Origin of the sequence: Pseudomonas sp. R25(2017) (genome assembly GCF_002112565.1) — a bacterium.
In the GTDB taxonomy this organism is placed as follows: Bacteria; Pseudomonadota; Gammaproteobacteria; order Pseudomonadales; family Pseudomonadaceae; genus Aquipseudomonas; species Aquipseudomonas ekonensis.
Genome location: NZ_NEHZ01000003.1, coordinates 75,255 through 99,477, shown reverse-complemented (window position 1 = coordinate 99,477; position 24,223 = coordinate 75,255). Strand labels below are relative to the sequence as shown.

Sequence of the window (24,223 nt, the reverse complement as noted above, 5' to 3'; positions counted from 1 at the left end):
GCCTAATTACTCGAACCAGTGGGCTCGGGCGGCCATGATCAACTTGCCGGCACGCTCTTCGTCGATACCGTCGATGTCGAGCAGGTCATCAATCGACTGCTCGGCCAGGTCTTCGCGGTTAACTACGCCGCGCACCGCCAGTTCCGCCGCCAGATCCTTGTCCATGCCCTCAAGCGAGAGCAGGTCTTCGGCCGGATGGGCGTCTGCCAGCTTTTCCTCAGTAGCGATGGCCTTGGTCAACAACCGGTCCTTGGCGCGAGCGCGAAGCTCGTTGACGATTTCCTCGTCGAAGCCGTCGATGTTGAGCATCTCTTCCAGCGGTACGTAGGCAATCTCTTCCAGGCTGGTGAAGCCTTCGTCGACCAGCACCTGGGCCAGCTCTTCGTCGACTTCCAGCTCGTCGATGAAGTTGCGCAGGATGTCGCCGGTCTCCGCCTGTTGCTTGGCCTGGATGTCCGATTCGGTCATCACGTTCAGGGTCCAACCGGTCAGCTGACTGGCCAGACGCACGTTCTGGCCGCCGCGGCCGATGGCCTGAGCGAGGTTGTCGGCACCCACCGCGATGTCCATGGCGTGGGCGTCTTCGTCAACGATGATCGCCGCCACTTCGGCAGGCGACATGGCATTGATCACGAACTGCGCCGGGTTGTCGTCCCACAGGACGATGTCCACACGCTCGCCACCCAATTCGCCCGACACGGCCTGGACGCGCGAACCGCGCATGCCGATGCACGCGCCCTGCGGGTCGATGCGCTTGTCCTTGGAGCGGACGGCGATCTTGGCGCGCGAACCCGGATCCCGGGAGGCGGCCATCACTTCGATCAGGCCTTCGGCGATTTCCGGCACTTCGATGCGGAACAGCTCGATCAGCATTTCCGGCGCGGTGCGCGACAGGATCAGCTGAGGGCCGCGGTTCTCGGTGCGGATTTCCTTGAGCAGCGCACGCAGGCGAACGCCGACACGGAAGGTCTCGCGGGAGATGATGTCTTCACGGGCCAGCAACGCTTCGGCGTTGTTGCCCAGGTCGACGATCACATTGTCGCGGGTCACTTTCTTCACGGTGCCGGAGATGATCTCTCCCAAGCGCTCGCGGTACGCGTCCACGACTTGGGCGCGCTCGGCTTCACGAACCTTCTGTACGATGACCTGCTTGGCGGTCTGCGCCGCGATGCGGCCGAACTCGATGGACTCGATCTTCTCTTCGACGACGTCGCCGACCTTGGCGCCCGGGTGCGTTTCGGCAACCTTGCTCGGCCAGGTCTCGATGGCCGGATCGTCCAGATCGGCTTCCTCGACCACCGTCCAGCGACGGAAAGTCTCGTAGGAACCGGTGTGGCGGTTGATTTCCACACGCAGGTCCACTTCGTCTTCAAAACGTTTTTTGGTTGCAGTGGCCAGAGCCAGCTCCAGCGCTTCAAAAATCACGCCTGCCGGTACACCCTTTTCATTGGATACCGACTCAACAACCAGCAGTACTTCTTTGCTCATCGTACGCCTCGCCTTTCGCAAGCCATTGGATCCGCGGGATCCGCAGTATCTGGCAGGTCTCAGTCAAAACTGGGAATAATGTTGGCCTTGTCGATCATATCGATCGGCAACAGGAACTCATGGTCATCCACCTGCACCACGACATCCTGTTCTTCCACTCCGCGCAGAAGGCCCTGAAAGTTGCGCCGGCCTTCAAAAGGCGAACGCAATTTGATCTTCACTTGTTCGCCGGCATGCGAAGCAAACTGTTCCAGAGTGAACAGCGGGCGATCCATGCCAGGAGAGGACACCTCAAGGGTGTATTCGGAACTGATCGGGTCTTCCACATCGAGGACCGCGCTGGCCTGATGACTCACTGCCGTGCAGTCGTCGATCAGGATGCCGCCCTCTTTATCGATGTAGATCCGCAAAACCGAATGTTTGCCTTGAGAGATGAATTCGATCCCCCAGCATTGATAGCCAAGAGCCTCGACCACCGGGGCCAACAAGGCCTGCAACTGTTCTAGCTTGCTCGACACCTGAACCCCCTCGTGCATGCTGTGCAAATAAAAAATGGGCAAGAAGCCCACCATGAGATTGCCGCGCGACAGCGGCATTGAAAGTGTCCAGCTAACAAAAAGCCCCTGAAGAAGGGGCTCCTTAAACTGGTTGCGGGGGCCGGATTTGAACCGACGACCTTCGGGTTATGAGCCCGACGAGCTACCAGACTGCTCCACCCCGCGACAAAGCTGGGGCGAAAGTATACGACCGAACCCTAACGAGGGTCAATGTAACCTTCCACCTGCAAGAAAGCCCGCAACAGCGGGCTCTCCTGACTAATTGGTACCGAGAAGGGGACTCGAACCCCTACACCCTATGGGCACAACCACCTCAAGGTTGCGTGTCTACCAATTCCACCACCTCGGCAAAACTACGTTTGAAACCCTTCTTACTTCTGCTCTTGAGCTGGAGGTACGTCAGTCGCCGAGCTGGCCGACTTTTGCTCTTGAAGCACCGGGACATCGTCAGAAGCCGGTTGTTGCTTTGGAACTTCCAACACCGCCGGATCTGGCAGACCTGCTTGAGTCAGCTGATGAGCCTTCTCTTTAGCAAAGTATCCTAACCCTAAGCTGGTTATGAAGAAACCGGCGGCGAGTATAGCAGTAAACTTACTAAGAAAGGTAGAGGAACCTTGGCTTCCGAACACAGTATTTGAAGCACCTGCTCCGAAAGACGCACCAGCGTCCGCTCCCTTACCCTGCTGCAGCAAAACCAGAGCAACTACGCCCAATGCACCCAGCAGATGAAAAACGACTACGACTGTTTCCAGCATTTTTTCAGTTTCCCGCGGCGCGGCAAATCGCACCGAACTCATCTGCATTCAGGGAAGCTCCACCAATGAGCCCCCCATCGATATCCGGCATGCCGAACAGTTCAGCCGCATTGGCCGCCTTCACGCTGCCGCCGTACAGAAGCCGCACACCTCGTGCCACTTCAGGATTCTCTGCCGCCAATTGCTCGCGGATGGCCTTGTGCACATCCTGAGCCTGCTGCGGCGTCGCAGTCAGCCCGGTGCCAATGGCCCAGACCGGCTCGTAAGCGATGACCGCCTTTGCAAAGGCACCCACCCCCAACTCTTCGATGATGCTGCCCAGCTGACGCCCGACAACCTCAAGGGTCTGTCCAGCTTCGCGCTGCTCAAGGGTTTCCCCTATGCAGAGCACCGGAACCAGACCGCAGGCCTGTGCCGCCGCGAACTTGCGGTTCAGCATCCCGTCACGCTCACCCATGATCTGGCGACGCTCGGAGTGCCCGACAAGCACCAGGGAACAACCTGCGTCCACCAACTGACTCGGAGCGATCTCACCCGTCAAGGCACCTTGCATGGATTCCACCGCAGAATTCTGCGCACCGACCGAAATCGATTTTCCTTTCAGGCCATCAATCACTTGATTGATGAACAGGCAAGGCGGGAATACCGCGACATCAATGCCGCTTGGCAATGCCAGATGACGGAGGCCGTTGATCAGCTCAGCGACGCTGGCGCGGGTACCGTGCATTTTCCAGTTACCAGCTACCATAGGGCGACGCATGCTTTACCTCGTCGGTCAAAGTGGGCGCAGATGTTACCCAACACAATCATGGCTGGCAAGCCGAATCATGCAGAAACTTCAGTCACCAGTTTTGCCAGCTCTTCGGCGTAGCCGCGAACCTGGGCCTCGTCCTCGCCTTCGACCATGACACGCACCAAAGGCTCTGTCCCGGACTTGCGCAGCAGAACGCGGCCACGACCGGCCATCGCCTGGGTGACACGGGCACTGGCTTCTTTGACAGCAGGATGCTCAAGCGGACTTTCGCCGCCGCCGAAACGCACGTTGATCAGCACCTGCGGACACTTGCGCAGCGCCTGGCGGGTCTGGGCCAGCCCTTCGTTGCGGGTCTTCAGCGCCATCAGCACCTGCAGCGCCGCGATGATCGCATCCCCGGTTGTGGTGTGGTTGAAGCACACGACATGCCCTGAGTTCTCACCGCCCACCAACCAGTTGCGTTCCAGCAGTTCGGCGATGACATAACGGTCGCCGACATTGGCGCGCACGAACGGGATGCCCAGATCGGCCAGCGCCAGTTCCAGCCCGAGATTGCTCATCAAGGTGCCGACCACACCGCCCTGAAGCTTGCCGCGCTCGTGCAGGTCCCGCGCGATGATGAACAGCAGCTCGTCGCCGTCGACCACGGCGCCGGTGTGATCCACCATCTGCACCCGGTCGCCGTCACCGTCGAAGGCGATGCCCAGGTCGGCGTGCTCCGCCAGCACCGCGGCCTGCAACGGCCCCATGTGGGTCGAGCCGCAGTTGTCGTTGATGTTCAGGCCATTCGGCTGGGCCGACAGCACCACGACCTCGGCGCCCAGCTCACGGAACACGCTCGGCGCCACCTTGTAGGTCGCACCGTGGGCGCAGTCGATCACGATCTTGAGGCCCGAGAAGCTGGTGCCGGACGGCACGCTGCTCTTGCAGAATTCGATGTAGCGGCCCGAGGCATCGTTGATCCGCGAGACCTTGCCGATCTTGCTCGACTCGACCACGGTCATCGGCGTGTCGAGAAGCTCTTCGATCATCAGCTCCAGCTCGTCCGGGAGCTTGGTGCCCTTACCGGAGAAGAACTTGATGCCGTTGTCGTCGTGCGGGTTGTGCGAAGCGCTGATCACGATCCCGGCCTCGGCCTGGAACGTGCGCGACAGGTAGGCGATGGCCGGCGTCGGCATAGGGCCGAGCAGCATCACATCGGCCCCGGCGGAGGTCAGGCCGGCCTCAAGCGCCGATTCGAACATGTACCCCGAAATCCGGGTGTCCTTGCCGACCAGCACCTTGCAGGCGCCCATCTTGCGGAATGCCATGCCGGCCGCCCAGCCGAGCTTGAGCATGAAGTCTGGAGTGATCGGATACTCACCGACCCGGCCGCGAATACCGTCGGTGCCAAAATATTTCTTGCTCATAAGTGCTCCATATTCCTATTCGGCCGAATCCACGGCTTCGATCATCCGCACGACATCCACCGTTTGCGCCACGTCATGCACGCGCAGTATGCGCGCACCCTTGACCGACGCCAGCGCCGCCAGTGCCAAACCACCGCTCAAACGTTCATCCACGGGGCGATTCAAGGTCTGCCCGATCATGCTCTTGCGGGACACGCCCACAAGCAGCGGCCGCCCAAGCGCATGCAGGGATTCCATGTGCTTGAACAAGCTTAGATTGTGCTGCAGGGTTTTGGCGAAACCGAAACCGGGGTCGAGAATGATCCTCTCGGCGGGAATGCCCGCCGCGGCGCACGCCGACATGCGCTCGACCAGAAACTCGCCCACTTCACGGGTGACGTCCTGGTACCGCGGATTGTCCTGCATGTCGCCAGGCTCGCCCAGCATGTGCATGAGGCACACCGGCAAACCCGTGGCCGCCGCCGCATCCAATGCACCGTCCCGGCGCAACGAGCGCACGTCGTTGATCAACCCCGCCCCCAGCCGAGCCGTCTCGCGCATCACCGACGGGGTCGACGTGTCGACCGAAATGATCACATCCAGCTCCCGGGCGATCCGCTCCACGGCCGGGGCCACGCGCTCGAGCTCCTCCAGCGGAGAAACCGCCCGCGCACCGGGCCGGGTGGATTCGCCACCGACATCGATCAACGTCGCGCCGGCCTGCACCATCGCTTCGGCATGGCGCAACGCAGCATCGAGCTGACCGTACCGGCCGCCATCGGAGAAAGAATCGGGAGTGACATTGAGAATGCCCATGACATGCGTCCGGGCCAAATCAAGAACCCGGTTGCCGCAAGGCAACCGGGTCAGGGACTGAGCAGAAGTCATTTCAAACCTTAAACGTCAGCTGCCGGGCCGCCGATCGGAGTTTCCGGACGCTCATCCCGCACCACGGGCGGAGGCGTACCGGTGCCGCCCGACCAGTCGCGAGGCTCGCGCGGTTCGCGTCCGGCCATGATGTCGTCGATCTGCTCGGCATCGATCGTTTCGTATTTCATCAGCGCATCGGCCATGGCGTCGAGCTTGTCACGGTTGTCCGTGAGGATCTGCTTGGCGGTGCCGTAGCACTGGTCGATGATGCTGCGCACCTCGGAGTCGATCAGTTTGGCCGTCTCGCCGGAGAAGCTCGCGTTCTGACCGCCACCACCGCGCCCGAGGAACACTTCGCCCTCTTCTTCGGCATACATCAGCGGACCGAGTTTTTCCGACAGGCCCCACTTGGTCACCATGTTCCGGGCGATCTGACTTGCACGCATGATGTCGTTGGAAGCACCGGTGGTGACGCCGTCGAAGCCCAAGGTCATCTCCTCGGCGATACGACCACCGTACAGCGAGCAGATCTGGCTGATCAGCGCACGCTTGGACAGGCTGTAACGATCCTCTTCCGGCAGGAACATGGTCACGCCCAGGGCACGGCCACGCGGGATGATCGACACCTTGTAGACCGGGTCATGCTCTGGCACGACGCGACCGACGATGGCGTGACCGGCCTCGTGGTAAGCGGTGTTCTGTTTCTCTTTCTCGGACATGACCATGGTCTTGCGCTCGGCGCCCATCATGATCTTGTCTTTTGCCAGTTCGAATTCCTTCATCTCGACGATGCGCTTGCCGGCGCGGGCCGCGAACAGGGAGGCCTCGTTGACCAGGTTGGCCAGGTCGGCGCCGGAGAAGCCCGGAGTACCGCGGGCGATGACGGCCGGAGCGACATCGTCGCCCACCGGCACCTTGCGCATGTGCACCTTGAGGATCTGCTCGCGGCCGCGGATGTCCGGCAGGCCGACCACCACCTGACGGTCGAAACGCCCCGGACGCAGCAGCGCCGGGTCGAGCACGTCAGGACGGTTGGTCGCGGCGATGACGATGATGCCGTCATTCATCTCGAAGCCATCCATCTCGACCAACAGTTGGTTGAGGGTCTGTTCGCGCTCGTCATGACCGCCGCCCATGCCGGCGCCACGATGGCGACCCACGGCGTCGATCTCGTCGATGAAGATGATGCACGGCGCGTGCTTCTTGGCCTGTTCGAACATGTCGCGAACACGGCTGGCACCGACACCGACGAACATCTCGACGAAGTCGGAACCGGAAATGGTGAAGAACGGCACCTTGGCTTCGCCGGCGATCGCCTTGGCCAGCAGGGTCTTACCGGTACCCGGAGGGCCGACCATCAGAACGCCGCGAGGGATGCGACCGCCCAGACGCTGGAACTTGCCCGGGTCGCGGAGGAACTCGACGAGCTCGCCGACTTCTTCCTTGGCTTCGTCGCAGCCGGCGACGTCAGCCAGGGTGGTCTTCACCTGATCCTCGGAAAGCAGGCGCGCCTTGCTCTTGCCGAAGCTCATCGGGCCGCCCTTACCGCCGGCACCGCCTTGCATCTGGCGCATGAAGAACATGAACACCGCGATGATCACCAGGATCGGGAAGCTGGCCACCAGCAACTGGGTCCAGATGCTCTGCTGCTCAGGCTGCTTGCCTTCGATCACCACATGGTTGTCGACCAGGTCGCCGATCAGCCCGTTGTCCTGGATGGCCGGACGAATGGTCTTGAAGCTGTCGCCGTCATTGCGCTTGCCGGTGATCACATAGCCGTCGACGGCCACGCGCTCGACCTTGCCGTCCTTGACCTGTTGGATGAAGTCGGAATAGTTGAGGGTCTGCGGCTCGTTCGGACTGGAGAAGTTGTTCATCACAGTCACGAGGACCGCCGCGATGATCAACCACAAAATCAGGTTCTTTGCCATATCGTTCAATTCGTTACCCTCTGAAGCAGGCCAGGCGCAGCCGTGCCTCGCATGATAATCACCGGCTTAACTTACTACATTACCCGCACGACTGCAGGCGCCGTCTGTAACCCTTTGTGAAACCTAGACTACACGATGTTGTTCCAGGCCAGGTTCCGTGTCCCATTGCAAAAAACTATGGGACGCCTCTGAAAGCCCCGGCCTGACGCCTTTCACTCGCCGCGATAGCCCCAAGCCAGCAGGTATTGCTCGCGGGAACTGTCGCGGGAAGAGTCCGGTTTGATCATCTGGACCTTGTCGAATTTCTGACGAGTGTCCTTCAGATAGGCATCGAACCCCTCGCCCTGGAAAATCTTGATTAGGAAATTGCCGCCAGGCTTGAGGATCCGGGCCGCCAGATCAAGGGCCAGCTCACAGAGGAACATGGCCTTGGGCATGTCCACGGCAGGCGTACCACTCATATTGGGGGCCATATCGGAAATCACAAGATCCACCTGCGAATTGCCTACGGCTTCAAGAATGCGGGCGAGCACTTCGTCCTGGGTGAAGTCGCCGTGGACGAAGGTCACGTCCGGGATGCTGTCCATCTCCAGGATGTCCGAGGCGATCAGCCGGCCCTGGCCGCCGATCAGCCGGCTAGTGACCTGCGACCAGCCGCCGGGCGCGGCGCCCAGGTCGACCACGCTCATGCCCGGACGGATCAGCTTGTACTTCTCCTGGACCTCCAGAAGCTTGTAGCTCGCGCGCGAGCGGTAACCATCCTTCTGCGCTTGTTTCACATAAGGATCGTTGACATGTCGTTTCAGCCAACCAAGGCTTGTCTTGGAACGCGCCATTGGGCACCTCGATGATAAGGGTCGTGATTTATCGGGCGGATCCACGAGCCCTCGGGTAAAATGGCCGCCATTTTTACAGAATCCAGACGAAAGGGTCAGATTATGCCGCTCAGCAACGAGCAGAAGAAACAATTCAAATCCATTGGTCACGACCTGAAGCCGGTTCTGATGGTGGCCGGCAACGGCCTGACCGAAGGTGTTCTCGCCGAGCTGGAGCGTGCGTTGACCGATCATGAACTGATCAAGGTGCAGGTCAAGCTCGAAGACCGCGACGACCGTCGCGCCGTCATGGACGAGCTGGCCAAGGCCGGCCGCGCCGAGCAGGTGCAGATCATCGGCAAGATGGTGCTGCTGTACCGCAAGAACCCGCAGCCGAACAAGCAGCTGTCGAACATCCACCGCTACAAATGACGGTGGCCCCGGTCAGCGGTGCGGCTTGCGCACCCTGACCGGCACGGACTGGGCCACCAGCACGATGCCGCTGATCCCCAGCACCACGAAACAGTACATCTGCCAGCGCTGATCGACCGACACGCCGTAGCGCAGCGTGTAATAGCCGAAGCAGGCGGCCAGGCCGACCAGCAGCACCCGGCCACTGAACACCCGCCACCATGCCGCGACACCGGCAACCCTCGCCAGCAGCGTCAGCTGAACCAGCATTCCCACCGCCGCCACACCGATCAACCAACGGTCGATCTGCGTCGCGACGTCGTCGATCAGCAACGGCGCCAGCCCGCTGACCTTCAGCGCCGGAATCAATCCGACATGAAACACCCAAAGGCCGCCGACCCAGAAGACCTGGGACAGCTGCCAAAGGATGGCCTCAAGGGTGGGCGCCCGGAACATCGCGTCAGATGTGCTTGACTTCGACAATCTCGTACTCGACCGTGCCGCTCGGAGTCTTGACCACGACCGTATCGCCTTCTTCCTTGCCGATGATCGCACGGGCTATCGGCGCTGCCGCCGAAAGCCTGCCTTTCTTGATGTCGGCTTCGTCCTCGCCGACGATCTGGTAGGTCACCTGATCGCCGGTCTCGGTGTTTTCCAGATCCACGGTGGTGCCGAAAATCACCTTGCCAGTATGGGCGATGGTGGTGACATCGATCACCACCGAGTTCTGCAGACGGCCTTCGATGTCGCGGATCCGCGCCTCGACCATGCCCTGCTCCTCGCGGGCGGCATGGTACTCGGCGTTTTCCTTGAGGTCACCGAGCTCGCGGGCCTCGCCGATGGCCTGGCTCAAGCGCGGACGCTCGACCTTGCTCAGGAACGTGTGCTCTTCCTCCAGGGCCTTCGCGCCCCGGACGGTCATTGGGTATTTGTTCATGCCTTCAATCCTGCGTGTAGATCCTGCAAGCGGCGCACGGTCTTCTCGGGACCGAACTTCAGCGCTTCGCAAATGGCTTCGCCCGCAGCAATGGTAGTGGTGCAGTAGATCTTGTGCTGCAGGGCATTGCGGCGGATGGAGTAGGAATCAGCGATCGACTGCCGACCCTCGGTGGTGTTGATGATCAGGGTGACTTCGTCGTTCTTGATCATGTCGACCACGTGCGGACGACCTTCGGTCACCTTGTTCACGCGGCGTACCTTCAGACCTGCGGCCTCGATCACCTTGGCTGTGCCGGCGGTGGCCACCACTTCGAAGCCCAGGCCGATCAGGTCACGGGCCACGCCCGCCACCAGCGGCTTGTCGTCGTCGCGGACGCTGATGAATGCGGTGCCGCCGGTCGGCAGCACTTCGCTGGCGCCCATCTGGGCCTTGGCGAACGCTTCGCCGAAGGTGTCGCCGACGCCCATCACTTCACCGGTGGACTTCATTTCTGGGCCGAGGATCGGGTCGACGCCAGGGAACTTGGCGAACGGGAACACCGCCTCTTTCACGCTGTAGAAGTTCGGGATGATTTCCTTGGTGAAACCCAGTTCTTTCAGCGTTTTGCCGGCCATTACGCGGGCCGCGATCATCGCCAGGGAAACGCCGATGCACTTGGACACGAACGGCACGGTACGGGACGCGCGCGGGTTGACTTCGATGACGTAGATGTCTTCGCCCTGCAGCGCCAGCTGCACGTTCATCAGACCGACCACGCCCAGTTCCAGGGCCATTTTCTTGACCTGTTCGCGCATCTCGTCCTGGATGTGCGCCGGCAGCGAGTACGGCGGCAGCGAGCATGCGGAGTCACCGGAGTGAACGCCGGCCTGCTCGATGTGCTGCATGATCGCGCCGATCACCACGTCCTTGCCGTCGCTGACCGCATCCACGTCCATCTCGATGGCGCAGTTGAGGAAGTGATCCAGCAGCACCGGGCTGTCATTGGACACCTGCACCGCTTCGCGCAGGTAACGCTTGAGCTCTTCTTCCTTGTAGACGATTTCCATCGCCCGGCCGCCCAGCACGTAGGACGGACGCACCACCAGCGGGTAGCCGATCTTGGCGGCGGCGCGGACGGCTTCGTCTTCGCTGCGCACGGTGGCGTTCGGCGGCTGACGCAGGTTCAGGCGCTCGACCATCTGCTGGAAGCGCTCGCGGTCTTCGGCGCGGTCGATGGCGTCAGGGCTGGTGCCGATGATCGGCACGCCGGCCGCTTCGAGGGCACGGGCCAGTTTCAGCGGAGTCTGGCCGCCGTACTGGACGATCACGCCTTTCGGCTTCTCGACGCGGACGATTTCCAGCACGTCTTCCAGGGTCACCGGCTCGAAGTACAGGCGGTCGGAGGTGTCGTAGTCGGTGGAGACGGTTTCCGGGTTGCAGTTGACCATGATGGTCTCGTAGCCGTCATCGCGCAGCGCCAGTGCCGCGTGCACGCAGCAGTAGTCGAACTCGATGCCCTGGCCGATGCGGTTCGGGCCGCCACCGAGGATGATGATCTTGTCGCGGCCGGACGGCGCCGCTTCGCACTCTTCCTCGTAGGTGGAGTACAGGTAGGCGGTGTCGGTGGCGAACTCGGCGGCGCAGGTGTCGACGCGCTTGTAGACCGGGAACACTTCCAGCTTCTGGCGGTGGGTGCGCAGGTTCTTCTCGGTGACGCCCAACAGCTTGGCCAGACGCTGGTCGGAGAAGCCCTTGCGCTTGAGGCGGAACATCAGATCGCGGTCGATGGCCGACAGACCGAGGGTCTTGACCTTCTCTTCTTCCTTGACCAGGTCCTCGATCTGCACCAGGAACCATGGGTCGATCATGTTCATGCCGAAGATGTCTTCGACGGTCAGGCCGGCACGGAACGCGTCCGCCACGTACCAGATGCGCTCGGCGCCCGGCACGGTCAGTTCGCGCTTGAGGACACTCATGCTTTCCGGGTTGCTCAGGTCGAGCTTCTCGTCCAGGCCGCAGACGCCCACTTCCAGGCCGCGCAGGGCTTTCTGCAGGGATTCCTGGAAGGTACGGCCGATGGCCATGACTTCACCCACCGATTTCATCTGGGTGGTCAGGCGTGCGTCGGCCTTGGCGAACTTCTCGAAGGCGAAGCGTGGCAGCTTGGTGACGACGTAGTCGATGGACGGCTCGAAGGACGCCGGGGTCTTGCCGCCGGTGATGTCGTTCGACAGCTCGTCGAGGGTGTAGCCGACGGCCAGTTTCGCGGCGACCTTGGCGATCGGGAAACCGGTGGCCTTCGAGGCCAGGGCCGACGAACGGGACACCCGCGGGTTCATCTCGATCACGACCATGCGGCCGGTGTTCGGGCAGATGCCGAACTGCACGTTGGAGCCGCCGGTCTCGACGCCGATCTCACGCAGCACCGCCAGGGAGGCATTGCGCAGGATCTGGTATTCCTTGTCGGTCAGGGTCTGGGCCGGGGCCACGGTGATCGAGTCGCCGGTGTGCACGCCCATCGGGTCGAAGTTCTCGATCGAGCAGACGATGATGCAGTTGTCCTTTTTGTCGCGGACAACTTCCATCTCATATTCTTTCCAGCCGATCAGGGATTCGTCGATCAGCAGTTCCTTGGTCGGCGACAGGTCCAGGCCGCGGGCGCAGATCTCTTCGAACTCTTCACGGTTGTAGGCGATGCCGCCGCCGGTGCCGCCCATGGTGAAGGACGGACGGATGATGCACGGGAAGCCCAGGCGCTCAAGCACCGCATTTGCTTCTTCCATGCTGTGGGCGATGCCGGAGCGCGGGCATTCCAGGCCGATGGCCTTCATGGCCTTGTCGAAGCGCGAGCGGTCTTCGGCCTTGTCGATGGTGTCGGCGTTGGCGCCGATCATTTCCACGCCGAACTTTTCCAGTACGCCTTCGCGCTCCAGGTCCAGGGCGCAGTTCAGCGCGGTCTGGCCACCCATGGTCGGCAGCAGCGCGTCCGGACGCTCTTTCTCGATGATCTTGGCGACGGTCTGCCACTTGATCGGCTCGATGTAGGTGGCGTCGGCCATGGCCGGGTCGGTCATGATGGTGGCCGGGTTGGAGTTCACCAGGATGACGCGGTAACCCTCTTCGCGCAGGGCCTTGCAGGCCTGGGCGCCGGAGTAGTCGAATTCGCAGGCCTGGCCGATCACGATCGGGCCGGCGCCGAGAATCAGGATGCTTTTAATGTCTGTACGTTTTGGCATGGGTTTGTCACTCAAATCCGCAGGTCAGTCGGCAAGCCGTCCTGATCGATTTCTGAAGTATCGAGGGGGCCGCCGGTCGCGGGGCCGCCCTCGAAGGGCTTCTCGCTACAGTCTCAAGGCAACGCTCAGCGTCGCTTGGCCATCTCGTTGATGAAGCGGTCGAACAGTGGCGCCACGTCGTTCGGGCCCGGGCTCGCTTCAGGGTGGCCCTGGAAGCTGAACGCGCTCTTGTCCGTGCGCTCGATGCCTTGCAGGGTGCCGTCGAACAGCGATTTGTGGATCGCACGGACGTTGGCCGGCAGGGTCGCTTCGTCTACCGCGAAACCGTGGTTCTGGCTGGTGATCATCACGACACCGGTGTCCAGGTCCTGCACCGGGTGGTTCGCGCCGTGGTGGCCGTGCCCCATCTTCAGGGTCTTGGCGCCGGAGGCCAGGGCCAGCAGTTGGTGGCCGAGGCAGATGCCGAACACCGGGATCTCGGTTTCCAGCACATCCTTGATCGCCTGGATCGCGTAGTCGCACGGCTCCGGATCGCCAGGGCCGTTGGACAGGAACACGCCGTCCGGCTTGAGGGCCAGCACGTCGGCGGCCGGGGTCTGGGCCGGCACCACGGTGACGCGGCAGCCGCGCTCGACCAGCATGCGCAGGATGTTGACCTTGACGCCGTAGTCGTAGGCGACGACGTGGTAAGGCAGCTCGGAGGCTTCGAGGGTGGCGTGGCTGTCGGTCTTCAGGTCCCAGACAGTGGAGCGCCATTCGTATTGGGTCTTGGTGCTGACGACCTTGGCCAGATCCATGCCCTTCAGGCCCGGGAAGCCTTGCGCGGCGGCGATGGCGGCTTCTTCGGAAATGTTGTCGCCGGCCATGATGCAGCCGTTCTGCGCGCCTTTCTCACGCAGGATGCGGGTCAGGCGACGGGTGTCGATACCGGCGATGGCCACGACGTTGTTGGCCTTCAGGTAGTCGGAAAGGGACATCGTGTTGCGCCAGTTGCTCGCCACCAGCGGCAGGTCGCGAATGACCAGGCCGGCCGACCATACGCGGTTGGACTCGGCGTCTTCCGGCGTGGTGCCGGTGTTGCCGATGTGCGGGTAGGTCAGGGTAACGATCTGCTGGGCGTAGGAAGGATCGGTAAGGATTTCCTGATAGCCGGTCATTGCGGTGTTGAACACCACCTCACCAACGGTCTGACCGTCGGCTCCAATGGCTTCGCCGCGAAAAATGCTGCCATCAGCAAGGGCGAGTATGGCTGGCTTAGTCAAGAAGACCTCCCGTAAATAACGCATGAAGGGGCAATCGCAGGTTGTAAAAAAGCGGAGTGACGTATGGACACGTCACCCCGCTTCTTCACTGAATTATTCTGCGCGCTTTTAGTGGACACACTAAAGCTGTAGCTTACAGGAATGCCTTCAAAATCGAAAGGGCAGGATGCGCACAAACTCGACAGGACCCAGGCAAGGCAAATTAAGATTAAGCCGGCCTTGCGGTTGACACCCTTTCGCCCCTCTCTAGAATGGGTACCCATGTAAAGTTTCGGGAATGAAACCCGCAATGAGTACCCATCTCAGCATCGCCGACGCCGCCGTACTGCTGAACATCAGTACGCAACGGGTCAGAACCCTATGCCGCTCCGGCGAACTCCAGTCCGAGAAGATCGGCAACACCTGGATCGTCGAGCAAGCCAGCCTGAAAAACTACGGCCTTCGAACCGCACACATGATCGCACAAGACCACCCTGCCTACGCCGTCCAGACGTCGTCCGACTCACGCAAACCGATCGCCCTGAGCTTCTTCTCCGGCGCCATGGGCCTGGACCTGGGCCTGGAAAAGGCCGGCTTCGACATCCGCCTGGCGTGCGAGTCGAACAAGCACTGCCGCCAGACCATCGCCCTGAACCGCCCCAACACGGCCCTGCTCGGCGACATCAACGACTGCACCGCCGAGCGGATCCTGGAGGCCGCCCAGGTGCGCGCCGAAGACGTCGACCTGATCGTCGGCGGCCCGCCCTGCCAGGCCTTCAGCACCGCCGGCAAGCGCAAGGCGTTCAATGACGACCGCGGCAACGCCTTCCTCAAGTACATCGACCTCGCCCTGGAGATCCGCCCGCGCTTCATCGTCATCGAGAACGTGCGCGGCCTGCTGTCGTGCCCGATGGATCACCGTCCGCACAACCAGCGCGGCAGCGAGTTCCCGGACCTGTCCCTCGACGAAATGAAGGGCGGCGCGCTGAACTTCGTCATCAGCGTGCTCAAGCGGGCGGGCTACACCTGCACGTTCAACCTCTACAACTCGGCCAACTTCGGCACGCCGCAGATCCGCGAGCGGGTGATCATCATCTGCTCCCGCGACGGCAAGGAAGCGCCTTTCCTGACGCCTACGCATTCCGAGGACGGCTCCCACGGCCTGCCGGTCTGGAACAAACTGCGCGGCGCCCTGCAGGGCATCGGCCAGCACACGCACCTGAACTTCCCGGAAAAACGCCTCAAGTACTACCGCATGCTCAAGGCCGGACAGAACTGGCGCAGCCTGACGCCAGAGCTGCAACAGGAAGCCCTCGGCAAATCGTACTTTTCCGGCGGCGGCAAAACCGGTTTCCTGCGACGCCTGCATTGGGACAAGCCGTCCCCGACCCTGGTGACCCATCCGGCCATGCCGGCCACCGACCTGGCCCACCCCGAGGAAGACCGTCCGCTGTCGATCCAGGAGTACAAACGCATCCAGGAGTTTCCGGACGACTGGCAGTTGGCGGGCCCGCTGATCGAGCAATACAAGCAGGTCGGCAACGCCGTGCCGGTGAGCCTCGGCCATGCGGTCGGCAAGTTGATCCGCGAACTGCTGGCCGGCACTGACACCACCCCTCCGCAGAACTTCCCGTTTTCGCGCTACCAGGCCACATCCCACACAGAGTGGCTGAATCTGTTCGAACAGCAGAAGCAGAAACACCAGCTCAACCTGGAACTGGCCTGAGAGGATATTGAAAGGGGGCTTCAGGCCCCCTCAGACATCATTCATCGGCCGACGAGTTGAGACGCACCAGCCGCGACCACTGAATCGCACCCGCTTCGTCGCAGAATTCATTCGTGAATTCGCGGGTAAACTTGTTGACCATCTGCGCATACGAAACCTGGAACTCGGCATTGCGCTCCTGCGCCCGGTATCCCAGCGGCTCGATCAGCTCGACGAACAAGTCGGGATCGCCCGAGATGAATTCCCAGAAGCGTTGCCCGCACAGCTTGCTGTAGTCCCCCTTGTCCGGGTTGTTGTCGCGCCCGTAGCAACACCCATTGACCGCAACGATGCTCAATCCCGAGTCACTGGTGCGCAATGTGCGCTGCGCCGTCTTGAAGTTGCTGCGCATCTGAGTGATTTGCGAACTGTTGCCCCAATTCGGGCCGGACTTGATCGCGACCAGGTGCCGACGGCCGTCCTTGTCGAACTCCAGGTCGACGCCGGCAACTGCGGACTTCCAGCCGCCAAAGGTCTTGCCGTTGATGAAGATCGCCAGACCTTCCAGCCAGTCACCGAACAACGTTTCTTCGTTGGAAGAAACATGCGCATCCAGAATGCCCCGCACGATCTGCTCGGCCGTCTGCACATCCTTGGCCTTGAACATGTAGGGATTCTTGCGCTTGAGCACACTCTTGAGCTTCAGACGCGACAGGCTGTCCAGGCGCTTCTGGTGAAAGGTGCCGATGTTTTCTTCGACGTACTTGGCCACATCGGCCAGATCCAATGGCTGCATCAAACGCATATCCCTATCGAGTGAATGTCAGGCAAAAACAAAGGCGCATTAAGCGCCCTCGTTTTGCCACGACCGCTGTTTACTTCAGATCCAGCACGTCCTGCATGTCGTACAGACCGGGCTCGCGGGCATCCAGCCAGAGTGCGGCGCGCACCGCGCCCTTGGCGAACGTCATGCGGCTCGAGGCCTTGTGGGTGATCTCCAGACGCTCGCCCTCACAGGCGAACAGCACGGTGTGATCGCCCACCACATCGCCACCGCGCACGGTGGCGAAACCGATGGTCTCGCGCTCGCGGGCGCCGGTATGGCCTTCACGGCCGTACACCGCCACCTTCTGCAGATCGCGGTCCAGCGCATCGGCGATCACTTCGCCCATGCGCAGCGCGGTGCCCGACGGCGCGTCGATCTTGTGCCGGTGGTGCGCCTCGATGATCTCGATGTCCGCCTCGTCGCCCAGCACCCGCGCCGCCATGTCGAGCAGCTTCAGGGACAGGTTGACGCCGACGCTGAAGTTGGCGGCGAACACGATCGGGATCTCCCGACCGGCCTCGGCCAGGATCTGCTTCTGGGCAGCATCCAGACCGGTGGTGCCGATCACCATGGCCTTGCCCGCCTTGCGGCAGAACGCCAGGTTCTTCAGCATCACTTCCGGCAGCGTGAAGTCGATCAGCACGTCGAATTCCTGCGCCACCGACTCCAGGTTGCCGGACAGCGGCACGCCGATGCGGCCCAGCGAAGCCAGCTCACCGGCATCCACCCCGATCAGCGTGCTGCCGGGACGAACGATGGCGGCCGTCAGGCCGGTCAGCGGTGCGCGTTGCTGCACCGCCTCGACCAGGATCTTGCCCATGCGCCCGGCAGCGCCCATCACAGCTATACGTCGCATGCCGACTCCTTACAGATCGCCGAAGAAGCGTTTCACGCCGTCGAACCAACCGGCGGTTTTCGGGGAATGGCTGTTGTCGCCCGCCAGCGAACTGCGGAACTCCTCCAGCAGCTCACGCTGACGACGGTCAAGGTTGACCGGCGTCTCGACCGCCACCCGGCACATCAGGTCGCCCGCACCGCCGCCGCGCACCGGCGCCACGCCCTTGCCGCGCACGCGGAACTGCTTGCCGGTCTGGGTGCCTTCCGGGATCTTCAGCTTGACCCGGCCATCAAGGGTCGGGATCTCCAGCTCGCCGCCCAGCGCCGCATCGACGAAGCTGATCGGCACTTCGCAGAACAGGTGCTTGCCGTCGCGCTGGAAGATCGCGTGCTCGCGCACGTTGATCACCACGTAGAGATCGCCGGTCGGCCCGCCCTGGGTGCCCGCCTCACCCTCGCCGGACAGACGGATGCGGTCGCCGGTGTCGACGCCGGCCGGCACTTTCACCGACAGGGTCTTGTACTCTTCGACACGGCCTTCGCCGTGGCAGGAGTCGCACGGGTCGGTGATGATCTTGCCCTGGCCATGGCAGCGCGGGCAGGTCTGCTGCACCGAGAAGAAGCCCTGCTGCATGCGCACCTGGCCGATGCCGCCGCAGGTCGGGCACGTGGACGGCGAGGAACCCTTCTTGGCGCCCGAGCCGTCGCACGGCTTGCAGTTCACCAGCGTCGGAACGCGGATGTTCACGGTCGTGCCGCGCACCGCCTCTTCCAGGTTCAGCTCCAGGGTGTAGCGCAGGTCGCTGCCGCGCTGTGCGCCGCCGCGGGAACCGCCGCGGCCGCCGCCGAAGAAGTCGCTGAACACGTCGCCGAAGATGTCGGAGAAGTTCTGGCCGCCGAAGCCAGCACCGCCGCCGCCCATGCTCGGGTCGACGCCGGCGTGGCCGTACTGGTCGTAGGCGGCGCGCTTGCTGGAGTCGGACAGCACTTCGTAGGCCTCGTTGGCCTCCTTGAACAGTTCTTCCGACGCCTTGTCATCAGGATTACGGTCCGGGTGATGCTTCATCGCCAGGCGGCGGTAAGCCTTCTTCAGCTCGGCTTCGCTTGAGCCGCGCTCCACACCCAACACTTCGTAATAGTCACGCTTTGCCATAAGTCTTCGCACTCTTAAGGACGTTCGGCAAACCCCTCCTGAGCTTCGCCGAACTCGTTGAGCCCCCAAACAGGCCCGGACCCAACTCACGTCAATTTCAACGATCCTGGTCTTTGATCCGATGCGGCACTTGCGGCGCGAAAAGCAGGAGCATTTCCGGCCATGCCGCCAGCATCCGAACGTTGTCGCATGCTGTAAAAATTCGCGTATTCCAGATACGCCAACGCGGGAGCAAGCTCCCGCGCGGCGACATCCTACCAGTCACCGCCCAACGGCAGTCAACCGGCCGACCAACAACTTACTTGTGGTCTTTGACTTCTTCGAACTCGGCATCGACGACATCGTCAGCCTTTTCGGCTTTCTCGTCGTGCGGTGCCGCGCCTTCGGCAGGCTGGGCCTGTTCGGCGTACATCTTCTGGGCAACCGGAGCGGAGACCTTGGACAGCTCTTCGACCTTCGCGTCGATGGCAGCCTTGTCGTCGCCCTTGACGGCGGCTTCCAGGGCAACCACAGCCGCTTCGATCGCAGTCTTCTCTTCGGCGGTGACCTTGTCGCCCGCGTCGGCAATCATCTTGCGGGTCGAGTGAACCAGTGCGTCACCCTGGTTACGGGCAGCGGCCAGCTCTTCGAACTTGCGGTCTTCCTCGGCGTTGGCCTCGGCGTCACGCACCATGCGCTCGATCTCTTCGTCGGACAGGCCGGAGTTGGCCTTGATCACGATCGACTGGGTCTTGCCGGTGGCCTTGTCTTTCGCGCCGACGTGCAGGATGCCGTTGGCGTCGATGTCGAAGGTCACTTCGATCTGAGGCACGCCGCGCGGAGCCGGCGGAATGTCGGCCAGGTCGAACTTGCCCAAGGACTTGTTCTGTGCGGCTTGCTTGCGCTCGCCCTGCAGGACGTGAATGGTCACGGCGCCCTGGTTGTCGTCGGCGGTCGAGAACACTTGCGATTTCTTGGTCGGAATCGTGGTGTTCTTCTCGATCAGCGCGGTCATCACGCCGCCCATGGTCTCGATGCCCAGGGTCAGCGGGCTGACGTCGAGCAGCAGGACGTCTTTCACGTCACCGGCCAGAACGGCGCCCTGGATCGCAGCACCCATGGCAACAGCTTCGTCAGGGTTGACGTCTTTACGTGCTTCTTTACCGAAGAAATCGGTCACTGCCTTCTGCACCAGCGGCATACGGGTCTGGCCACCGACCAGGATCACGTCGTTGATCTGGCTGGCGTCGATGCCGGCATCTTTCAGGGCGATGCGGCATGGCTCGATGGTACGGTTCACCAGATCTTCGACCAGCGATTCCAGCTTGGCACGGGAGATCTTCACGTTCATGTGCTTCGGACCGGACGCGTCTGCAGTGATGTACGGCAGGTTGACGTCGGTCGACTGAGAAGAAGACAGCTCGATCTTGGCCTTCTCGGCGGCTTCTTTCAGACGCTGCAGCGCCAGCGGATCGTTCTTCAGATCCATGCCCGACTCTTTCTTGAACTCGTCGACGAGGTAGTCGATCAGGCGCATGTCGAAGTCTTCACCACCCAGGAACGTATCGCCGTTGGTGGCCAATACTTCGAACTGGTGCTCACCGTCGACTTCGGCGATCTCGATGACCGACACGTCGAAAGTACCGCCACCCAGGTCATAAACGATGACTGTGTGATCGCCCTTGGCCTTGTCCATACCGTAGGCCAGCGCAGCGGCAGTCGGTTCGTTGATGATGCGCTTGACGTCCAGACCGGCGATGCGACCGGCGTCCTTGGTGGCCTGACGCTGGCTGTCGTTGAAGTAGGCCGGAACGGTGATGACCGCTTCGGTAACCGCTTCGCCCAGATAGTCTTCGGCGGTCTTCTTCATCTTTTTCAGGACTTCGGCGCTGATTTGCGGCGGAGCCATTTGCTTGTCGGCGGCCTCGACCCATGCATCACCGTTGCTGGCCTTGACGATTTTGTAAGGCACCAGCTTGATGTCTTTCTGCACGACTTCTTCGTCGAAACGACGACCGATCAGACGCTTCACCGCGAACAGTGTGTTGTGCGGGTTGGTCACCGCCTGACGCTTGGCGGACTGGCCGACCAGGATTTCGCCGTCGTTGGCGTAAGCGATGATCGAAGGCGTGGTGCGCGCGCCTTCGGCGTTCTCAATCACTTTGGCCTTGCCGTTTTCCAGCACGGAGACGCAGGAGTTGGTAGTCCCCAGGTCGATACCGATAATTTTGCCCATGTTCACTCTCCCGAAACTTTGGATTTGGTTGCCGCAGCGGTCTTGGCCAACTGCGGTAGCACTTAAACGCTTGACTTCTAAATGGGGGCCTTACGGCAGATTTCAAGCCTTCTCGTCGATCGAAGGCGAAATCGGCGCCGGCGCCTTGCTGACCACGACCATCGCCGGACGCAGCAGGCGGCCGTTGAGCTGGTAGCCCTTCTGGAACACTTTCAGGACGCTGTTCGGCTCGACATCGTCGCTCTCCTGCATGGCCATCGCCTGATGGTGAACGGCGTTGAACGGTTCGCCATGCGGGTCGATCGCTTCGAGCTGGTAGCGCTTGAGGGTGTCGTGGAACATCTTCAGGGTCAGTTCGATGCCTTCGCGCATCGGACGGATGCTTTCGTCGTCCGGGCTCGACAGCTCGAGGCCGCGCTCCAGGCTGTCGACGATCGGCAGCAGGTCGCCGGCGAACTTCTCCAGCGCGAACTTGTGCGCCTTCTCGACGTCCTGCTCGGCACGGCGGCGGACGTTCTGCAGATCGGCGGCTACGCGCAGAGATTGATCCTGCGCGGCGGCCAGTTGCTCTTCGAGCACTTGCACACGGGTCGCCAGGTCATCGCCCGACGCTTCGGGCGCCTGATTGGCTTCTGGATTTTGCGTATCCACTGTCTGTTCGTCAGCCATAGAATTCTCCTTTCAATATCGTCCGCGGGCTCTACCCGCGCTTCTGCCCCGGTATATGGGGCCGCAAAATCAGGCTTCAAGGGCCTGGCGCGATTAACCCTACAAAAAAGTGCCGCATTGTCATTCCCGCACGCGATAACCGCCGATCGCATCCAAGCCAATCGAGCTAAGGGAAGGCATTGTCAGCCCAAAACAAAACACTGTATAAATAACCAGACCTCAAGCCTGGGAGCGGCCCACATGCTGGTGCACCTGTCCGTACACAACTACGCCATCGTCGAACACCTCGATCTCGAGCTGGATCGCGGGATGAGCGTGATCACCGGCGAAACCGGCGCCGGCAAGTCGATCATGCTCGACGCCCTGGGCCTGACCCTCGGCGACCGCGCCGACAGCGGCGTGGTGCGCCCCGGCGCCGACAAGGCCGACATCCTGGCGACCTTCGACCTGGGCGACATCCCCGAGGCCGGCGCCTGGCTGGCCGAACGGGACCTGGAAACCGACGGCCCGTGCATCCTGCGCCGGGTCATCACCAGCGAGGGCCGCTCCCGCGGCTACATCAACGGCACCCCCTGCCCCTTGGGCGACCTCAAGGCCCTCGGCGAACTGCTGATCGACATCCACAGCCAGCACGAACACCAATCGCTGCTCAAGACCGACACCCACAGACGCCTGCTCGACGAATACGCCGGCGCCACCGACCTCGCCCGCCAGGTGCAGTTGGCCGCCCAGCGTTGGCGCCAGACCCGCCAGGAACTGGAGCGTCTCTCCAATTCCGGCGACGAGCAGCGCGCACGCCACCAATTGCTCAGCTATCAGCTCGAAGAGCTGGAAAACCTCGGACTCGGCGAAAACGAGCTGGAGGAACTGGAGCAGGAACACAAGAACCTGACCAACGCTGAGGCCCTGCTCGGCATTTGCCGACAAGTGGTTGACCATTGCAGCGAAAGCGATTCCGGCAACGTGCTGAGCGCCCTGACCGCTTGCCTCAATCGCCTGACCAGCGTCAACAGCACCATCGGCGCCCTGAACGAGGCCAGCAGCCTGCTGACCAGCGCGCAGATCCAGGTCGAAGAGGCCGTGGGCGAACTCAACCGGTTCCTCGACAACTTCGACGCCGATCCGGCACGCCTGCAGTATCTGGAAGAACGTTTGGACACCATCTATACCCTGGCGCGCAAACACCGGATCCAACCCACCGAGGTCGCCGAACTGCAGCAGAGGCTGCTGGACGAAATCGAAACCCTGAACGCCAATGACGAATCCATCGAGCGGCTGGGCGAGGAGCTCAACGCTTTCGCCCGTCATTATCAGGAGAAGGCCCGGGAGCTGAGTGACTTGCGGCATCAGGCCGCCGGCAGCCTGGCCGGCGCGGTGGAGCAGGAGATTCAACGCCTGGGCATGCCGGGCGGCCGCTTCACCATCGAGCTTCGCCCCAACGACAGCGACGAGCTGCAGCCCAACGGCCTGGAACACGTGGAACTGCTGGTCAGCGCGAACCCCGGCCAACCGCTCAAGGCGTTGGCCAAAGTGGCGTCCGGCGGCGAACTGTCCCGGATCAGCCTGGCGATCCAGGTCATCACCGCCCAGACCTCCCGCGTGCCGACGCTGGTGTTCGACGAAGTGGACGTGGGGATCGGCGGGCCGACGGCAGAGATTGTCGGCCAGTTGCTGCGGCGCCTCGGCGAACGGGGCCAAGTGCTGACCGTGACCCACCTACCGCAGGTGGCGGCCCAAGGTCACCAGCACCTGTTCGTGCACAAGGTGCGTGGCGAACAGGCCACCCACACGGCCGTGTCCCGGCTGGGCAAGAACGACCGCATAGAAGAGGTGGCGCGGATGCTCGGCGGCATCGACCTGACCAAGGAATCCTTGGCGCACGCCAAAAAGATGGTCGTCGCCGCAAAGGCCTGACCCCTGCACAAAGCACGAAGGCGACCCTCGGGTCGCCTTCGTTCGTTTCGCGAACCTGACGCTCGCGCGACAGGCTTACTTTTTCTTGCGGATGTACAGCACCAGATTGTGGTCGACCAACTCGACACCGTGCTCTTCGGCGATCGCCTTCTGGAGCTTTTCGATTTCCGGGCTGACGAACTCGACCACCTCACCGGTTTCCACGTTGACCATATGGTCGTGGTGTCCGCTGTCGGCCAGTTCGAATACCGCGTGGCCGCCGTCGAAATTGTGACGGACCACGAGGCCGGCCGCTTCGAACTGGGTCAGGACACGGTAGACCGTGGCCAGACCGACGTCCTCGCCAGCCTCCATCAACGCCTTGTAGACGTCTTCGGCACTCATGTGGCGCTGCTCGGTGGAGTCCAGCATTTGCAGGATCTTGACCCGAGGCAGGGTCACTTTGAGGCCGGCTTTGCGTAGTTCGCTATTTTCAACCATGGTCAGCTTTCTCGCGATGCTGCTTCGCAGCTTCTCTTAATGCGGGTATGATCGGCGTT

Annotated in this window: 21 protein-coding genes and 2 tRNA genes; 3 read left to right on the top strand and 20 right to left on the bottom strand. The window is 62.1% G+C overall.

Features of this window, described 5'->3' with window-relative positions; all coding sequences use genetic code 11:
* Positions 1 to 6: 6 nt before the first annotated feature.
* From nusA to rlmE, 10 genes are all read right to left on the bottom strand, one after another.
* The gene (gene nusA, locus CAG31_RS04925; RefSeq protein WP_085578449.1) at positions 7 to 1,488 is read right to left on the bottom strand and encodes a transcription termination factor NusA; all 1,482 of its coding nucleotides are present in this window, start codon (positions 1,486 to 1,488) and stop codon (positions 7 to 9) included.
* Between the two features lie 59 nt (positions 1,489 to 1,547).
* Positions 1,548 to 2,006, bottom strand: a complete 459-nt coding sequence (gene rimP / locus CAG31_RS04920) for a ribosome maturation factor RimP (RefSeq protein ID WP_085578886.1) — start codon at positions 2,004 to 2,006, stop codon at positions 1,548 to 1,550.
* A gap of 127 nt (positions 2,007 to 2,133) precedes the next feature.
* Positions 2,134 to 2,210, bottom strand: a tRNA-Met gene (locus tag CAG31_RS04915).
* 98 nt (positions 2,211 to 2,308) lie between these two features.
* A tRNA-Leu gene (locus tag CAG31_RS04910) sits at positions 2,309 to 2,394 on the bottom strand.
* Between the two features lie 22 nt (positions 2,395 to 2,416).
* Positions 2,417 to 2,800, bottom strand: coding sequence for a preprotein translocase subunit SecG (secG, locus tag CAG31_RS04905; RefSeq protein WP_085578447.1), 384 nt, complete (start codon positions 2,798 to 2,800; stop codon positions 2,417 to 2,419).
* 4 nt (positions 2,801 to 2,804) lie between these two features.
* Positions 2,805 to 3,560: a triose-phosphate isomerase gene (gene tpiA / locus CAG31_RS04900; protein WP_085578445.1), complete on the bottom strand. Its 756-nt coding sequence runs from the start codon at positions 3,558 to 3,560 to the stop codon at positions 2,805 to 2,807.
* Between the two features lie 65 nt (positions 3,561 to 3,625).
* Positions 3,626 to 4,963 (bottom strand): phosphoglucosamine mutase, encoded by a 1,338-nt coding sequence (gene glmM, locus CAG31_RS04895; protein ID WP_085578443.1) that lies wholly within the window; start codon positions 4,961 to 4,963, stop codon positions 3,626 to 3,628.
* A gap of 15 nt (positions 4,964 to 4,978) precedes the next feature.
* Positions 4,979 to 5,830 (bottom strand): dihydropteroate synthase, encoded by an 852-nt coding sequence (gene folP, locus CAG31_RS04890; protein ID WP_085578441.1) that lies wholly within the window; start codon positions 5,828 to 5,830, stop codon positions 4,979 to 4,981.
* Between the two features lie 8 nt (positions 5,831 to 5,838).
* On the bottom strand, positions 5,839 to 7,743 hold the full coding sequence (gene ftsH, locus CAG31_RS04885; protein WP_085578439.1) for an ATP-dependent zinc metalloprotease FtsH: 1,905 nt from the start codon (positions 7,741 to 7,743) through the stop codon (positions 5,839 to 5,841).
* A 212-nt stretch (positions 7,744 to 7,955) separates the two neighbouring features.
* Positions 7,956 to 8,579, bottom strand: coding sequence for a 23S rRNA (uridine(2552)-2'-O)-methyltransferase RlmE (gene rlmE, locus CAG31_RS04880; RefSeq protein ID WP_085578437.1), 624 nt, complete (start codon positions 8,577 to 8,579; stop codon positions 7,956 to 7,958).
* 102 nt (positions 8,580 to 8,681) lie between these two features.
* Between rlmE and yhbY the strand changes: the two genes are divergently transcribed.
* On the top strand, positions 8,682 to 8,990 hold the full coding sequence (yhbY, locus tag CAG31_RS04875) for a ribosome assembly RNA-binding protein YhbY (RefSeq protein ID WP_085578435.1): 309 nt from the start codon (positions 8,682 to 8,684) through the stop codon (positions 8,988 to 8,990).
* A 12-nt stretch (positions 8,991 to 9,002) separates the two neighbouring features.
* On the opposite strand, the gene CAG31_RS04870 is transcribed toward yhbY, so the two are convergent.
* From CAG31_RS04870 to carA, 4 genes are all read right to left on the bottom strand, one after another.
* The gene (locus CAG31_RS04870; protein ID WP_085578433.1) at positions 9,003 to 9,452 is read right to left on the bottom strand and encodes an MFS transporter; all 450 of its coding nucleotides are present in this window, start codon (positions 9,450 to 9,452) and stop codon (positions 9,003 to 9,005) included.
* Entirely contained in the window at positions 9,430 to 9,906 is a 477-nt protein-coding gene (greA, locus tag CAG31_RS04865) for a transcription elongation factor GreA (RefSeq protein ID WP_085578431.1), read from the bottom strand. Before greA ends, CAG31_RS04870 begins: the two co-directional genes overlap by 23 nt.
* Positions 9,903 to 13,124, bottom strand: coding sequence for a carbamoyl-phosphate synthase large subunit (gene carB / locus CAG31_RS04860; protein WP_085578428.1), 3,222 nt, complete (start codon positions 13,122 to 13,124; stop codon positions 9,903 to 9,905). The genes greA and carB overlap by 4 nt, the downstream gene beginning before the upstream one ends.
* 125 nt (positions 13,125 to 13,249) lie before the next feature.
* Positions 13,250 to 14,386, bottom strand: a complete 1,137-nt coding sequence (carA, locus tag CAG31_RS04855; protein ID WP_085578426.1) for a glutamine-hydrolyzing carbamoyl-phosphate synthase small subunit — start codon at positions 14,384 to 14,386, stop codon at positions 13,250 to 13,252.
* Between the two features lie 289 nt (positions 14,387 to 14,675).
* Here carA and CAG31_RS04850 point away from each other — a divergent pair, with 289 nt between their 5' ends.
* Positions 14,676 to 16,091: a DNA cytosine methyltransferase gene (locus CAG31_RS04850; RefSeq protein WP_085578424.1), complete on the top strand. Its 1,416-nt coding sequence runs from the start codon at positions 14,676 to 14,678 to the stop codon at positions 16,089 to 16,091.
* Between the two features lie 37 nt (positions 16,092 to 16,128).
* Here the strand turns inward: CAG31_RS04850 and CAG31_RS04845 are convergent, their stop codons facing one another.
* The 5 genes from CAG31_RS04845 to grpE all read right to left on the bottom strand — a co-directional run bounded on the left by CAG31_RS04845 (position 16,129) and on the right by grpE (position 21,770).
* The gene (locus CAG31_RS04845) at positions 16,129 to 16,875 is read right to left on the bottom strand and encodes a PmeII family type II restriction endonuclease (RefSeq protein ID WP_256575499.1); all 747 of its coding nucleotides are present in this window, start codon (positions 16,873 to 16,875) and stop codon (positions 16,129 to 16,131) included.
* A gap of 70 nt (positions 16,876 to 16,945) precedes the next feature.
* Positions 16,946 to 17,752 (bottom strand): 4-hydroxy-tetrahydrodipicolinate reductase, encoded by an 807-nt coding sequence (gene dapB / locus CAG31_RS04840; protein ID WP_085578422.1) that lies wholly within the window; start codon positions 17,750 to 17,752, stop codon positions 16,946 to 16,948.
* Between the two features lie 9 nt (positions 17,753 to 17,761).
* Positions 17,762 to 18,886: a molecular chaperone DnaJ gene (gene dnaJ, locus CAG31_RS04835; RefSeq protein ID WP_085578420.1), complete on the bottom strand. Its 1,125-nt coding sequence runs from the start codon at positions 18,884 to 18,886 to the stop codon at positions 17,762 to 17,764.
* 298 nt (positions 18,887 to 19,184) lie between these two features.
* A complete protein-coding gene (dnaK, locus tag CAG31_RS04830; RefSeq protein WP_085578418.1) occupies positions 19,185 to 21,101 on the bottom strand; it encodes a molecular chaperone DnaK in 1,917 nt (638 codons plus the stop codon).
* A gap of 102 nt (positions 21,102 to 21,203) precedes the next feature.
* The gene (grpE, locus tag CAG31_RS04825) at positions 21,204 to 21,770 is read right to left on the bottom strand and encodes a nucleotide exchange factor GrpE (RefSeq protein ID WP_085578416.1); all 567 of its coding nucleotides are present in this window, start codon (positions 21,768 to 21,770) and stop codon (positions 21,204 to 21,206) included.
* Positions 21,771 to 22,010: 240 nt separating this feature from the next.
* On the opposite strand from grpE, the gene recN reads away from it, so the two are divergent.
* A complete protein-coding gene (recN, locus tag CAG31_RS04820) occupies positions 22,011 to 23,684 on the top strand; it encodes a DNA repair protein RecN (protein ID WP_085578414.1) in 1,674 nt (557 codons plus the stop codon).
* 75 nt (positions 23,685 to 23,759) lie between these two features.
* Here the strand turns inward: recN and fur are convergent, their stop codons facing one another.
* Positions 23,760 to 24,164, bottom strand: coding sequence for a ferric iron uptake transcriptional regulator (fur, locus tag CAG31_RS04815; protein WP_007915216.1), 405 nt, complete (start codon positions 24,162 to 24,164; stop codon positions 23,760 to 23,762).
* Positions 24,165 to 24,223: the final 59 nt, after the last annotated feature.

Bases quoted from the DNA above. Each gene is read 5' to 3' on its own strand.
- CAG31_RS04850 (WP_085578424.1), top strand. From the start codon at position 14,676: ATGAGTACCCATCTCAGCATCGCCGACGCCGCCGTACTGCTGAACATC.
- folP (WP_085578441.1), bottom strand. From the start codon at position 5,830: ATGACTTCTGCTCAGTCCCTGACCCGGTTGCCTTGCGGCAACCGGGTT.
- fur (WP_007915216.1), bottom strand. From the start codon at position 24,164: ATGGTTGAAAATAGCGAACTACGCAAAGCCGGCCTCAAAGTGACCCTG.
- carB (WP_085578428.1), bottom strand. From the start codon at position 13,124: ATGCCAAAACGTACAGACATTAAAAGCATCCTGATTCTCGGCGCCGGC.
- dnaJ (WP_085578420.1), bottom strand. From the start codon at position 18,886: ATGGCAAAGCGTGACTATTACGAAGTGTTGGGTGTGGAGCGCGGCTCA.
- secG (WP_085578447.1), bottom strand. From the start codon at position 2,800: ATGCTGGAAACAGTCGTAGTCGTTTTTCATCTGCTGGGTGCATTGGGC.
- ftsH (WP_085578439.1), bottom strand. From the start codon at position 7,743: ATGGCAAAGAACCTGATTTTGTGGTTGATCATCGCGGCGGTCCTCGTG.
- greA (WP_085578431.1), bottom strand. From the start codon at position 9,906: ATGAACAAATACCCAATGACCGTCCGGGGCGCGAAGGCCCTGGAGGAA.
- rlmE (WP_085578437.1), bottom strand. From the start codon at position 8,579: ATGGCGCGTTCCAAGACAAGCCTTGGTTGGCTGAAACGACATGTCAAC.
- recN (WP_085578414.1), top strand. From the start codon at position 22,011: ATGCTGGTGCACCTGTCCGTACACAACTACGCCATCGTCGAACACCTC.
- tpiA (WP_085578445.1), bottom strand. From the start codon at position 3,560: ATGCGTCGCCCTATGGTAGCTGGTAACTGGAAAATGCACGGTACCCGC.
- grpE (WP_085578416.1), bottom strand. From the start codon at position 21,770: ATGGCTGACGAACAGACAGTGGATACGCAAAATCCAGAAGCCAATCAG.
- glmM (WP_085578443.1), bottom strand. From the start codon at position 4,963: ATGAGCAAGAAATATTTTGGCACCGACGGTATTCGCGGCCGGGTCGGT.
- nusA (WP_085578449.1), bottom strand. From the start codon at position 1,488: ATGAGCAAAGAAGTACTGCTGGTTGTTGAGTCGGTATCCAATGAAAAG.
- yhbY (WP_085578435.1), top strand. From the start codon at position 8,682: ATGCCGCTCAGCAACGAGCAGAAGAAACAATTCAAATCCATTGGTCAC.
- CAG31_RS04845 (WP_256575499.1), bottom strand. From the start codon at position 16,875: ATGCGTTTGATGCAGCCATTGGATCTGGCCGATGTGGCCAAGTACGTC.
- dapB (WP_085578422.1), bottom strand. From the start codon at position 17,752: ATGCGACGTATAGCTGTGATGGGCGCTGCCGGGCGCATGGGCAAGATC.
- dnaK (WP_085578418.1), bottom strand. From the start codon at position 21,101: ATGGGCAAAATTATCGGTATCGACCTGGGGACTACCAACTCCTGCGTC.